This window comes from Bradyrhizobium sp. 44 (genome assembly GCF_023073095.1).
Lineage (GTDB): Bacteria > Pseudomonadota > Alphaproteobacteria > Rhizobiales > Xanthobacteraceae > Bradyrhizobium.
The window spans coordinates 1,038,411-1,050,516 of sequence record NZ_JADPIY010000008.1 but is presented as its reverse complement, the minus strand read 5'-3'; the positions used below and the strand labels follow the sequence as shown (position 1 = coordinate 1,050,516).

17 protein-coding genes are annotated in these 12,106 nt (G+C 65.5%); 10 read left to right on the top strand and 7 right to left on the bottom strand.

Features of this window, described 5'->3' with window-relative positions; all coding sequences use genetic code 11:
• The 4 genes from IVB41_RS07070 (at position 1) to IVB41_RS07055 (ending at position 2,765) form a co-directional block, all read left to right on the top strand.
• Positions 1–441, top strand: coding sequence for a nuclear transport factor 2 family protein (locus IVB41_RS07070; RefSeq protein ID WP_247284320.1), 441 nt, complete (start codon positions 1–3; stop codon positions 439–441).
• Between the two features lie 213 nt (positions 442–654).
• Entirely contained in the window at positions 655–1,572 is a 918-nt protein-coding gene (locus IVB41_RS07065) for a hypothetical protein (protein WP_247428374.1), read from the top strand.
• 330 nt (positions 1,573–1,902) lie between these two features.
• Positions 1,903–2,325: a hypothetical protein gene (locus tag IVB41_RS07060; RefSeq protein WP_007614810.1), complete on the top strand. Its 423-nt coding sequence runs from the start codon at positions 1,903–1,905 to the stop codon at positions 2,323–2,325.
• A gap of 302 nt (positions 2,326–2,627) precedes the next feature.
• Entirely contained in the window at positions 2,628–2,765 is a 138-nt protein-coding gene (locus IVB41_RS07055) for a hypothetical protein (protein ID WP_197031095.1), read from the top strand.
• Positions 2,766–2,805: 40 nt separating this feature from the next.
• Here the strand turns inward: IVB41_RS07055 and IVB41_RS07050 are convergent, their stop codons facing one another.
• The 3 genes from IVB41_RS07050 to IVB41_RS07040 form a co-directional block, all read right to left on the bottom strand.
• A complete protein-coding gene (locus IVB41_RS07050) occupies positions 2,806–2,952 on the bottom strand; it encodes a hypothetical protein (protein ID WP_007596790.1) in 147 nt (48 codons plus the stop codon).
• A 198-nt stretch (positions 2,953–3,150) separates the two neighbouring features.
• Positions 3,151–3,633, bottom strand: coding sequence for a MaoC family dehydratase (locus IVB41_RS07045; RefSeq protein ID WP_247428371.1), 483 nt, complete (start codon positions 3,631–3,633; stop codon positions 3,151–3,153).
• Complete coding sequence (locus IVB41_RS07040; RefSeq protein WP_247428368.1) at positions 3,633–4,085, bottom strand: MaoC family dehydratase; 453 nt, start codon at positions 4,083–4,085, stop codon at positions 3,633–3,635. Before IVB41_RS07040 ends, IVB41_RS07045 begins: the two co-directional genes overlap by 1 nt.
• A 177-nt stretch (positions 4,086–4,262) precedes the next feature.
• Between IVB41_RS07040 and IVB41_RS07035 the strand changes: the two genes are divergently transcribed.
• A complete protein-coding gene (locus IVB41_RS07035; RefSeq protein ID WP_007596805.1) occupies positions 4,263–4,559 on the top strand; it encodes a DUF4282 domain-containing protein in 297 nt (98 codons plus the stop codon).
• 47 nt (positions 4,560–4,606) lie between these two features.
• Here IVB41_RS07035 and ychF read toward each other — a convergent pair whose 3' ends face one another.
• The 4 genes from ychF to IVB41_RS07015 all read right to left on the bottom strand — a co-directional run bounded on the left by ychF (position 4,607) and on the right by IVB41_RS07015 (position 7,630).
• The gene (gene ychF, locus IVB41_RS07030) at positions 4,607–5,704 is read right to left on the bottom strand and encodes a redox-regulated ATPase YchF (protein ID WP_027565368.1); all 1,098 of its coding nucleotides are present in this window, start codon (positions 5,702–5,704) and stop codon (positions 4,607–4,609) included.
• Between the two features lie 5 nt (positions 5,705–5,709).
• Positions 5,710–6,315, bottom strand: coding sequence for an aminoacyl-tRNA hydrolase (gene pth, locus IVB41_RS07025; protein WP_007614831.1), 606 nt, complete (start codon positions 6,313–6,315; stop codon positions 5,710–5,712).
• Between the two features lie 58 nt (positions 6,316–6,373).
• Positions 6,374–7,093, bottom strand: coding sequence for a 50S ribosomal protein L25/general stress protein Ctc (locus IVB41_RS07020; protein WP_027565369.1), 720 nt, complete (start codon positions 7,091–7,093; stop codon positions 6,374–6,376).
• 285 nt (positions 7,094–7,378) lie between these two features.
• A complete protein-coding gene (locus IVB41_RS07015) occupies positions 7,379–7,630 on the bottom strand; it encodes an accessory factor UbiK family protein (protein ID WP_247428365.1) in 252 nt (83 codons plus the stop codon).
• Positions 7,631–7,799: 169 nt separating this feature from the next.
• Between IVB41_RS07015 and IVB41_RS07010 the strand changes: the two genes are divergently transcribed.
• From IVB41_RS07010 to IVB41_RS06990, 5 genes are all read left to right on the top strand, one after another.
• Positions 7,800–8,531 carry a dienelactone hydrolase family protein gene (locus IVB41_RS07010; protein ID WP_247428362.1) on the top strand — a complete coding sequence of 244 codons (732 nt, stop codon included), beginning with the start codon at positions 7,800–7,802 and terminating at the stop codon, positions 8,529–8,531.
• 14 nt (positions 8,532–8,545) lie between these two features.
• On the top strand, positions 8,546–9,391 hold the full coding sequence (gene lgt, locus IVB41_RS07005; RefSeq protein ID WP_247428358.1) for a prolipoprotein diacylglyceryl transferase: 846 nt from the start codon (positions 8,546–8,548) through the stop codon (positions 9,389–9,391).
• A 21-nt stretch (positions 9,392–9,412) separates the two neighbouring features.
• Positions 9,413–10,531 carry an SAM-dependent methyltransferase gene (locus tag IVB41_RS07000; protein ID WP_247428355.1) on the top strand — a complete coding sequence of 373 codons (1,119 nt, stop codon included), beginning with the start codon at positions 9,413–9,415 and terminating at the stop codon, positions 10,529–10,531.
• Positions 10,528–11,295 carry a peptidoglycan editing factor PgeF gene (pgeF, locus tag IVB41_RS06995; RefSeq protein WP_247428352.1) on the top strand — a complete coding sequence of 256 codons (768 nt, stop codon included), beginning with the start codon at positions 10,528–10,530 and terminating at the stop codon, positions 11,293–11,295. The genes IVB41_RS07000 and pgeF overlap by 4 nt, the downstream gene beginning before the upstream one ends.
• A gap of 113 nt (positions 11,296–11,408) precedes the next feature.
• Positions 11,409–12,023: a hypothetical protein gene (locus IVB41_RS06990; protein WP_247428349.1), complete on the top strand. Its 615-nt coding sequence runs from the start codon at positions 11,409–11,411 to the stop codon at positions 12,021–12,023.
• Positions 12,024–12,106: the final 83 nt, after the last annotated feature.

The following is a 12,106-nucleotide window of genomic DNA, read 5'->3' as shown; positions in this document are numbered from 1 at the left end:
ATGACAGAGCACAGCCTCTGGCGTTTCTCGCGCGCATTGCACCGCGCGATCAACGACCGGCATTTCGAGGACATCGAGGCCCTGATCGACGAGGACGTCGAGTGGGCGCTCTACGGCCCGATCGACATGTTTCCGTTCCTCGGCGCGCGCCAGGGCAAGGACGCCGTGCTCGACGTCATCCGCCAGTTCGCCGACAACTTCCAGGTCCGCCGCTTCGACCGCGAGAGCATCATGCTCGGCGTCGATTCCGCCGCCTCGATGCTGCGCTATTCGCTGACCGCGCTGGATTCCAGCAAGCCGATCAGCTTGCGGGTGGCGCAGTTCGCCCAGTTCAAGGCGGGCAAGCTCACCAGCATGCGTGTGCTGATCGACACGTTTGATCTGGTCGAGCAGGCACTCGGCCGCGCCATTCATCTGCCGAAGATGACCAGCGTCGGCTGAACGGAACACCAACGGGCCCCGCTGTTCGGGACCGATGGCTGATGCTCTCCGCGACGCGTCCTGGCCTCCAGCCCCGCCGGATGCAATCGTGGAGAAGCTCGCCATCGGGCGCGCGCCTTTCGCGCGGCCCGTTGGTTCGCGTTTGATGGAACCGCCACAATTTCGCAACGATGGTTCCGCATCCTCGGCGGGACTGGGCTGACGGGCAGGACGATGGAATTCGCGACAGGGTTTAGCTGGACCAAGCTGCCGATGCTGGCGGCCGCTTTGATCTTGGGCTCGGTGCTGACGGTGTCGGCGCAGATCATTCCGCCCTTCTCCCCCGGCCCCGCCGCAGCGCCTGACGACGAGGCCGAGACGGCGGAGGCCCCCGACGTCAACGACCCCGACGTGCTGAGCGGCATCGACGTCGACAAGCTCGACTGGGGCCAGCTCGCGATCGACGCCGGCACGCTCAACGACATCATCGCCGCCAAGAAGCGCGCCCAGGCCGCCGCCAAGGACGGGCTGAACTGGGCGACGAACGCCAACGCCAACGGCTCCTCGGCGGTGACGGTGAAGCAGTCGGTATCCTCATTCTGGGACGCCCGCATCGGCGCCGACATGACGGTGACGAGCGAGCCGCGGACGATGTCCGAGCTGCTGGCGCAGAAGGCCACCAATGGCGGCAGCGTGCCTCAGTCGTCCGGCAGCGCCTGGGCGGCCGCGACCGCGCCCGGCGCGGGCGCGATCTGGGACAAGACCGCTGTGGAGGCCCGCGTCGATCCCGGCGCCGAGCAGAGCAAGCTCGGGGCCTCGCTGATCAAGTCGGTGCCGCTGTCGGGCGACACGTCGCTGACGCTGCAGAACGGCTACAGCGTCAACCAGCAGGGCACCACGGCGCTCCCCGGCGTCGGCGGTCACATCACGCGCAATTACGAGACCGACCAGTCGGCCAAGGTCACCCTCACCGACACCGGCACCAGCATCACCGCGGGCCAGTCGCTGTCGACCACCGAAGACAAATGGCTGCGCAAGGTCGGCGCCGAACAAAAGCTCTTCGACAACGTCACCGTCTCCGGCTCGGTCGGCGAAACCTCGCAAGGGGCGATCAACAAGAGCCTGACGGCGGGTTTCAAGAAGAGCTGGTAGGTCCACTCTCCCCCTCATCCTGAGGAGCGCTCCAACGGAGCGCGTCTCGAAGGATCGAGGCCCTATTGCGAGAGCCGGGCCTGCATGGTTCTCGCGGCGGTGCGCAGCGCCGTCCGCCGCGCGCTTCGCGCTCCTCACCATGAGGAACCAGAAAGTTCGGCGCGGCTGCGTTCAGACTCCCGTAACCATACGCCACGGCAAAGCCCACGAATGGACCGCCCTTGCCGCACCTCGGCCAAGTTGCGGCCAAAATCCGACGCCCTAGTCCCAGACTGACGTCGTCGTGCGGGGGACACTCGCGCTGCGCTCAACGCGAACAGGGGAATAACGATGAACGCCATGCGTCCGGAAAAGACCGAAGGCACCGAGACCGAGACCATCGACACCAACCTCGCCGCAGTGACGGAAGTCGAAGCCGGCATCCGTGACTTCGTCCGCAACGACATCGCCTATCTGCGCCGTCCGGCAGCGACCGCCACGGACGCGCCGCCGCTTGATCCGAGCGCGGAGGCCACCGTCACCAACGTCAACTCGCTGATCCAGCGCGTCGCCGGCACCTCGCTTGCCGAGATCGAGAATTTGATCTCCGAGCTCGAGAGCCTGCGCGACCTGCTCCACGCGGAAGGCCAGCGCGTCCAGCGCGAGATCTCCGGCTACGCCCAGCTCAGCCAGGCCGCGATGAAGTCGACCCGCATGATCGCCGACAACGTCTCGCAGTGGAAGCGCGCCGCCGACGGCCTGCGCAACAGCTGATCGCTGACATCACGCATCACCAGCCGCCGCGTTCCGAAAGGGGCGCGGCGGTTTGGATTCGTGGGTGTGCGACGGTGCGCACGCGCCCCATGAAAAGTGTCTTCACCCGCCTTGTGCGCATTGCGCACTGGAGCGGGTGATCCAGTATTCCAGAGGCAGCGAGGCTAGAACCGAGAGCCCCCCGGCGTACTGGATGCCCCGCTTTCGCGGGGCACGACAGCGGAGGATTTTGAACTTCCCGCATCCACCCGGCGACTAACGCCAAGCGCTCTTGCCATCGCGGCCGGGCCTGGGGACATGTCATGGAAAGCATTCGGCCCGACACCACGGACCCGATACCGCTACAGCCCGCGCCGAACCAGTTCGGCACGATCATGTTGCGTTTTGTCGGATTGCTGGCGGTTGCGATCGCGATCTTGGCGTTCGTCTATAGCCGCTGAGGCGGAGGCCGCGTTGCGGCCCCGCGGAGTTAACGAAGTCTTACCGGGCGGCTTCCACGGTCGAAGCTTCCAAGGTGTAGGCACCGTCGGCATAGCCCTTCACCACCATGCCCGCGACCAGCATCACGGCCAGCGTCGCGGTAGCAAAGATGAATCCGACCAGCTTGAGTGCGCCGCGGTCTGCCATGGTCCTCGTCCCCTGTACTCTGCCCAGTTCGTTCAAATAGACAGCGACAGGTTCATAATTGGTTAGCAACTCGATGGTTCCCCCAACTGCTTCGCGGGAAAACCATGTTGCGCAGGCTTATGGCAGCCACCCGGAATCGCGTCCATAGCGCGGGGGCAACACTTGCGCGCTGTTTTTGCCGTTCATCCTGGAACGAATCTAACCGCCGTTCGCACGCATCGGCACGAAAGCACTGGCGGTGATGGCGTAGACGTCCTCGCCGCGCTGGTTGGTGCCGGTGGTGCGCGCAGTCAGGATGCCCCAGCCGGGTCGCGAGGCGGAGCTGCGCTTGTCGATGACGACGTTGACGTAGGTGATGATGTCGCCGGCGAGCACCGGCCTGATCCAGCGCAGGTCGCGAAAGCCCGGCGACGGCCCCCATACCGCGACCTCCTCGCCGCGCGAGGCGGCCTCCCGCGCCAGACGCTGGCCGTCGGCGACAAGCAGGCTCATGCAGGCTGAGCCGACATGCCAGCCCGAGGCCGCGAGCCCGCCAAACAGCGAGTTCTTGCCCTCCTCCTCGTCAAGGTGAAAACGCTGCGGATCGAACTTTGCGGCGAATGTCTTGATCGACTCGGCCGTGAACGTATAGGCGCCGATCTCGCGGCGATGCCCAATCTCGATCTCCTCGAAAAACGGCATCAGACCGCTCCCTCGCGCCGCTTGATCAGGATCGGCGACGTCATCTCGCACAGCGCCTCACCCCTGGCGTTACGCACGGTGCATTTGAACTTGACGATGCCGAGCTCCGGTCGGCGCTTCGAGGTGCGGGCCTCCACGACGTCGACGTCGAGCATGAGGTCGTCGCCGGGTCTGAGCGGCGACAGCCAGCGCACCTCATCGACGCCGGGAGATCCCAGCGAAGCGGCGCGGGTAATGAAACCGTCGGCCATCATCCGCATCATCAGCGAACAGAGATGCCAGCCCGAGCCGGACAGGCCGCGCAGCATGCTTTTGCCGGCGGCCTCCTCGTCGAGGTGCATCGGCTGCGGATCGAACTCGGCGGCAAAGGCCACGATCTCGTCGCGCGTGACATGGCGCGGGCCGAATGTTCCGAACCGGCCGGGCGGGAAATCTTCGAAGGTCAGGGTCATCTTGGGAAAGGTTTGAGGGAATGACAGATTGTGGCCGCACTTTGCGGCAATCTCAACCCGCCGGCCCGCATGGCTCGTGCTACATTCGGCGCACGGCGTTGGTCTTGAGTCGGATCGAGCAGGGGCCGCGATCCATTTGCAAGGCCCGACAACACCTGAATTGCCCTGGGGAGAGCAATGTTTTCATTCAGCGACCTGTTTCAATGGGACCGCTTCATCACGCCGACGATCATCAAGACCTTCTACTGGCTGGTGATCGCGCTGATCTGCCTGTTCGGCCTCTCCGGCATCTTCTCCGGCCTCGCGATGATGGCGATCAGCCCGTTCGGCGGCTTCCTGATGCTGCTGTCGTCGATCGCGAGCGTCGTCGTCGGGATCGTGTTCTCGCGCATCATCGCGGAGCTGATCCTGATCATTTTCCGCATCAACGAGCATCTCGGCGCGATCAGGGATCAGGGCGGCGGGGTACGGTGAGGCTTCCGTGTCCCGGACGGTGCGTCCGGGGCACGAACTCCGGAATCTTACGTGTTGAACCTGAAATGCATCACGTCGCCGTCGGCGACGACGTATTCCTTGCCTTCGAGGCGGAGCTTGCCGGCATCGCGGGCGCCGGCTTCGCCGCCGAGCGTGATGTAGTCCTCATACGCGATGGTCTCGGCGCGGATAAACCCCTTCTCGAAGTCGGTGTGGATCACACCGGCCGCGCCCGGCGCCTTGGTGCCGCGATAGATGGTCCAGGCACGTGCTTCCTTCGGGCCCACCGTGAAATAGGTGATGAGGTCGAGCAGCGTGTAGCCGGCGCGGATCAGGCGATCGAGGCCGGCCTCTTCGAGACCCAGCGTCTCCAGGAAGTCGGCGCGTTCGTCACGTGAGATGGTGGCGATCTCGGATTCGATTTTTGCCGAGATGACAACGGCAATGGCGCCTTCCTTGGCAGCCTGGTCCTGCACCGCCTTCGAGAACGAATTGCCTGATGCGGCCGAGCCTTCCTCGACGTTGCAGACGTAGAGCACGGGCTTGGACGACAGCAGGCCGAGCATGCCGAAGGCGCGCTCCTCCTCCGCCTTGCGCTCGACGAGGCGCGCGGGCTTGCCCTCGCGCAGCAGCACCAGGGTGCGATTGACGAGGTCGAGCTGCTCCTTGGCGTCCTTGTCGTTGCCCTTGGCCTTCTTGGACAGATTGTCGACGCGCTTCTCGAGGCTGTCGAGATCGGCGAGCATCAGCTCGGTCTCGATGGTCTCGATGTCGGCGAGCGGGGCGATCTTGCCCTCGACATGGGTGATGTCGGAATCCTCGAAGCAGCGCACGACATGCGCGATGGCGTCGACCTCGCGGATGTTGGCGAGGAACTGGTTGCCGAGGCCTTCACCCTTGGACGCGCCGCGCACGAGGCCGGCGATATCCACGAAGGTCAGCCGGGTCGGGATGATCTGGCCCGACTTGGCGATCGCTGCGAGCTTGTCGAGCCGCGGATCCGGCACCGCGACCTCGCCGACATTCGGCTCGATGGTGCAGAACGGATAGTTCGCCGCCTGCGCCGCGGCCGTCTCGGTCAGCGCGTTGAACAAGGTCGATTTGCCGACATTGGGCAATCCGACGATCCCGCATTTAAATCCCACGAGCGTTATTCCTTGCCGTTGTCGTCCTTGGTCAAAAATCCCTTCGCCTGCATGGCGAGGTGCACCCTGTTGGCGAAAGTCGCGTCGGTGCCTTTGGCAACCAGTGCCGCGTGCTCGGCCACCGCGTCGCAGAGCGTCGCCACCCAGTCGTTGTCGGCTTTAGCGAAGTCCGACAGCACGTGGCCGTGCACCAATTCCTTGACGCCGGGGTGACCGATGCCGAGCCGCACCCGGCGGTACTCGTTGCCGATATGGGCGGAGATCGAACGCAGGCCGTTGTGGCCGGCGATGCCGCCGCCGATCTTCACCCGCACCTTGCCCGGCGGCAGTTCGAGCTCGTCATGGAATACGGTGACGTCGCCCGGCGCGATCTTGAAGAAGCTTGCCGCTTCCTGAACGCTGCGGCCGGACTCATTCATGTAGGTCATCGGCTTGAGCAGGATCACGCGCTCGGTGCCGAGCGTGCCTTCCGAGGTCTCGCCCTGAAACCTGCGGCGCCAAGGCGCGAAACCATGACGCCGCGCGATCTCATCGACGGCCATGAAGCCGACATTGTGCCGGTTACGTGCGAATTTCGGGCCGGGATTGCCGAGCCCAACAAACAGTCGCATGACGCGGCGCGCCCCTCGCTCGGCGCGCGGTCAGGGACCGCGCGCCAGCTTTGAGAGATTACTTCTTCTTGTCGCCGCCGGCGGGAGCCTTGGCAGCCGGGGCCTTGGCAGCCGCTGCCGGAGCAGCAGCACCCGCAGCCGGAGCAGCACCAGCCGCCGGAGCAGCAGCACCCGCAGCCGGAGCAGCAGCCGCGGCCTTCTGCTCTTCGGCGTAGCCGGACGGCGGCACGATGGTGACGAGGGTCGCGTCCTCGGCGGTCAGCGCCTTCACGCCGGCCGGCAGCTTGATGTCGGAGAGATGCAGCGAGTGGCCGATTTCGAGCGACCCGACGTCGGCCTCGATGAACTGCGGGATGTTCTCCACGCCGCACTCGAGCTCGATCGCGTGCGCAACGATGTTCACGGCGCCGCCGCGCTTCACGCCGGGCGAACCTTCAGCCTTCACCACGTGCAAGGGAACGCTGATGCGGATGGTGGCGCCTTCGCCGAGCCGCATGAAGTCGACGTGGATCGGGAAGTCCTTGACCGGATCGAGGTGGTAGTCGCGCGGAATCACGCGGTGCTTGTTGCCTTCGAGGTCGATGTCGACCAGCGTGGTCAGGAACCGGCCGGCGAGGATGCGCGAGCGCAGTTCGCGATCGTCAACCGAGATGGTCAGCGGGGGCTGGTTGTTGCCGTAGATCACTCCGGGCACTCTCCCGGCGCGACGCTCAGCCCGGGCGGCCCCCTTGCCGCTCTTCGGACGTGCGGTCGCCTTCAATTCCTTGACGGTCGCCATAACGTTAAGTCCTTGTTTTTGCAAAAGTTAATGGGCCGCAACGCGGCCCATGACATACGCCGCAGCAAGCCTCCAGGGGTGCGGGGGCTGCGGACGTGGCGGGCTTTTACCCGGAAGACGCGGAAATGACAAGGAGAATGGGCTGCCGGAAGGTGTCAGTAGCCCGGACGGAGCGCAGCGTGGTCCGGGACCTACGCCGCTGGAACACCCCGGATTGCGCGAAGCCTGTCATCGGGCGGCGCTTCGCGCCGACCCGTTGGCTCCATCCGGGCTACGATTCCCTCCCTACCCGCCGAGCTTGGCCTCCAGCGCCGCGATGCGCGCCTTCAGAGCCTCGTTCTCCCCACGCGCCAGGCGCGCCATGTCCTTGACCGCCTCGAACTCCTCGCGCTTGACCAGGTCCATGTCGCGCAGGAATTTTTCGGCCTGGGTGCGCATCACCGTGTCGAACTCGCGCTTGACGCCCTGCGCGGCACCGGCGGCATCGTTCATCAGGCGGCCGATCTCGTCGAAAAACCGGTTGTTGGTCTGGGTCATGTCGGTCTCCTGGCGGCTTTCGATGAACTCTGCGCGAACGCGCGGGAAGACAATGGCAATCCGTTTGGGCCGGTTCAAGGGCCGATCGGCGGTATCCTTGTCATGCCCCGGTTTCCTTGCAATCGTATTCAACGTCCCTGCATAAGAAGAATCACAAAAGGCGCTCGAGATGATCGACCAGCAGATCGCGATCCCCACCAAGGACGGTCACACCGCAACCTTCATCAGCCATCCCGAACGCGGCGGGCCGTTTCCGGTCATCCTGTTCTACATGGACGCGCCGGCGATCCGCGAAGAGCTGCGCGACATGGCGCGCCGGCTCGCGACATCGGGCTATTACGTGATGCTGCCGAACCTCTATTACCGTTCCGGGGTGATGGAGCTCGGCGCGCTGCCGGCCGATCCGAACGCGCCGGAGCGGAAGCGCATGTTCGCGCTGATGGGATCGCTCACGATCCCCATGATCATGGACGACACGCGCGCGCTGCTGACCTATGCCGAGGGCCAGGCGGCCGCGAACACCAAATTGATCGGCACCGTCGGCTACTGCATGAGCGGCCGCTACGCCGTCAACGCCGCCACGCATTTCCCCGATCGCGTCAAGGCCGCCGCCTCGGTCTACGGCACGCAGCTCGCAACCGACCAGAACGACAGCCCGCATCTCGCGGCAGCCAAGACCAAGGCCGAGCTCTACTTCGCCTGCGCCGAGACCGACATCTACGCCTCCGCCGAGATCATCGAGAAGGTGAAGCAGGGCATGAGCGGCGCCAAAGCCGAGGTCGAGATCTATCCCGGCACCCATCACGGCTTCGCCTTCCCCAAGCGTCCGGTCTATCACCGCGACGCCGCCGAGCGGCATTGGGAGCGTCTGCTGGCGCTCTATCGCCGCAATCTCGTCTAGACATAGAAGGCGCGATGCCCTTTCTGCTCATCGACTTTCCCGCTTTCAAGCCGATCGCGATCGAGATCGGTCCGTTCGCGATCCGCTGGTATGCGCTGGCCTATATCTGCGGCATCGTGTTCGGCTGGCTCTATGCGCGCTCGCTCCTGAAGAAAGAGCGCCTGTGGGGCGGCCCGGCGCCGATGTCGCTGGTGCAGATCGACGACTTCATTTTGTGGGTCACGCTCGGCATCATCCTCGGCGGCCGCACCGGCTATGTGCTGTTCTACAATCTGCCCTTCTTCATCGATCATCCCGCCGCGATCTTCAGGCTGTGGGAAGGCGGCATGTCCTTCCACGGCGGCTTCCTCGGCTGCGTCGTCGCGGTGATGTGGTTCGCCTATCGCAACCGCATCTCGATCCTGTCGCTCGGCGACATCACCACCGCCGTCGCCCCGGTCGGGCTGCTGCTCGGCCGCATCGCCAATTTCATCAACGGCGAATTGTGGGGTCGCGCCGCCGACCCGGAGCTGCCCTGGGCGATGATCTTCCCCAACGATCCCGCCCAGCTGCCGCGCCATCCGAGCCAGCTCTACGAGGCCGGCATGGAGGGCATTTTGCTGTTCGCGGCCCTCGCAATTATGATCCGCTTCGGCGCCCTGAAGCGGCCGGGCATGATCCTCGGCGCCTTCATCCTGATCTATGGTTTGAGCCGGATCGCCGGCGAGCATTTCCGCGAACCGGACATCCAGCTCGGCTTCCTCTGGGGCGGATTAACCATGGGCATGCTGTTGTCGATCCCGATGCTTATTGTGGGCGGCATACTTATTGTATTGGCAGTGAGGCGCGGTTCGCCCGAGCCCGCAGGGGCTATTCGTTAATTCCTTTTGAGAAGATAGGCCGTGACCGACCAGCCGTTACTCGACGAGATCAAGGCGCTGATCAAATCCTCAGGCCCCATGCCGGTCTGGCGGTACATGGAACTGTGCCTGATGCATCCGCGCTATGGCTATTACGTCTCGCGCGATCCGTTGGGACGAGAAGGCGACTTCACCACCGCGCCGGAGGTCAGCCAGATGTTCGGCGAACTCCTGGGCCTGTGGACCGCCTCGGTGTGGAAGCAGATGGGCTCGCCGCAATTCCTGCGGCTGATCGAACTCGGTCCCGGCCGCGGCACCATGATGGCGGATGCGCTGCGTGCGCTCCGCGTGCTGCCGCCGCTCTATCAGGCGCTCCATATCCACATGGTCGAAGTCAATCCGGTCCTGCGCGAGCGGCAGAGTGCGACGCTGTCGGGCGTCCGCAACATCGCCTGGCACGACAGCATCGACGACGTGCCCGAGGGACCGAGCATCATCCTCGCCAACGAATATTTCGACGTGCTGCCGATCCACCAGATGGTCCGTCACGAGAACGGCTGGCACGAGCGCGTGATCGAGGTCGACGCCAACGGAAAACTTCAATTCGGCGCGGCGGCCGAGCCGACGCCGCGCTTCGAGGTGCTGCTGCCGCCTCTGGTGCGCGCCGCGCCCGTCGGGGCCGTGTTCGAATGGCGGCCAGATGCGGAGATCATGAAGCTCGCCAGCCGCGTGCGCGACCAGGACGGCGCCGCGCTGATCATCGATTACGGCCATCTGCGCAGCGATGCCGGCGACACCTTCCAGGCGATCGCGCGCCACACCTTCACCGATCCCCTGAAGGCGCCGGGCCAGGCCGACGTCACGGCCCATGTCGACTTCCAGGCGCTCGCGCGCGGGGCGGAGGACGTCGGCGCCCGCGTGCACGGGCCGGTGACCCAGGGCGATTTCCTCAAACGCGTCGGCATCGAGACCCGCGCAGGCGCGTTGATGCAGAAGGCGGCGCCCGACGTCGCCACCGACATTTCAATCGCGCTCAAGCGACTGACTGAAACCGGGCGCAGCGGCATGGGTTCGATGTTCAAGGTGCTCGGCATCTCCGAGCCGCGGTTGACGGGGCTTGCGGGCCTCAGCGATCTCGAACGCGCCGGAGACGGTTCATGACGGTTGCCTCCTCGCTGCTGTCGGCGGTGCCGGGCCTGCGCCACGCCTTCTTCACCCGGGAGGGCGGCGTCTCGGGCGGCATCTATTCCGCGCTGAACGGCGGGCTCGGCTCCAACGACGATCAGGCCCTTGTCGCGGAGAACCGCCGTCGCATGGCCGAGCATGTCGGCGTCGCGCCGGAACGCTTTCTCAGCCTGCACCAGATCCATTCGCCCGACGTGCTCGTGGCCGACGCTCCGTGGCCGAGCGGGCCGCGGCCCAAGGGCGATGCGCTGGTGACGAAGGTGCCCGGCATTGCGCTCGGCGTCTCCACCGCCGATTGCGGGCCGGTGCTGTTCGTCGATTCCGAGGCGGGCGTGATCGGGGGCGCTCATGCCGGCTGGAAGGGCGCGCTCACCGGCGTACTGGAGCAGACCATTTCAGCGATGGAAAAACTCGGCGCCTCGCGCAGCGGCATCATCGCCGCGATCGGCCCGCTGATCCGCCAGGACAGTTATGAAGTCGGCAACGAGTTCGTGGCGCGCTTCATCGAGGCGGATGCGGACAACGCCATGTTCTTCATCCCGTCGGTGCGCGAAAGCCACGCGATGTTCGACCTCGCCGGCTTTATCCGCAGGCGTCTGGAAGCCGCGGGCATCCTGATGATCGACGATCTCGGTCTGGACACCTACGCCGACGAACGCTTCTTCAGCTACCGCCGCTCGGTGCATCGCAAGGAGCCGGATTACGGCCGCCACGTTCACGCGATCGCGCTCGAAGCGTGAACACAAGGGCAACCCCGTGTCATTCCGGGGCGATGCCTGCGCGCGATGACAGTGGCCTGTGGCGCACCCGCCCTAGACCTTAATCGATTTTAACGATATCGCTGCCCTCCATAATGAGGGACGCGTCATTCATCTTGCGCCGCGCGGGTTCGCGCGTGCTGGCGGTCATGCTGCTGACGGCTGCGACCGCGCTTGGCGGCTGTGCCGGTGGCGGTGATGCCGCGAACTCCCATGCGATGGCGCCGAGCGCCGGCTCCGGCGCGACAGTGGCGTTCGAATCGATCGACGGGCCGCCACCACAAGTGTTCGACCGCATGGTCGGCGTGCTCGACACCGAATCCAAGCTGCGCAGCCTGTCCGTGGTCTCCCGCGAGGGGACGGCTGCCTACCGCGTGCGCAGCTACCTCTCCGCCCAGATCGTGCGCGGCAAGACCGTGATCGCCTGGGTCTGGGACGTCTACGACGCCAACCAGCAGCGGGCGCTGCGCCTTTCCGGCGAGGAACCGACCGCGGCCAAGGGCGGCCGCGATCCCTGGAGCGCGGCCGACGACCTCGTGCTGCGGAAGATCGCCCAGGCCGGATTCAGCGGACTTTCCAACATGATCAACGGCACGCCGGATGCGCCGAACTCGGCTCCCGGCTTGCGCGGGCCGGCCGTGGCGAGCGTGATCCCGGAGGCTCCGGCGGCCGAGATGCCGGCCTCGGCGCTGGGCTATGCCGAGCGATAACCCCCGCGAAACCACGGCCCCAATTTCCGGCCAAACCGTTGGCCGGACTCGGGATTTCGCAGGGAAAACGTAGCGTCCCGGGT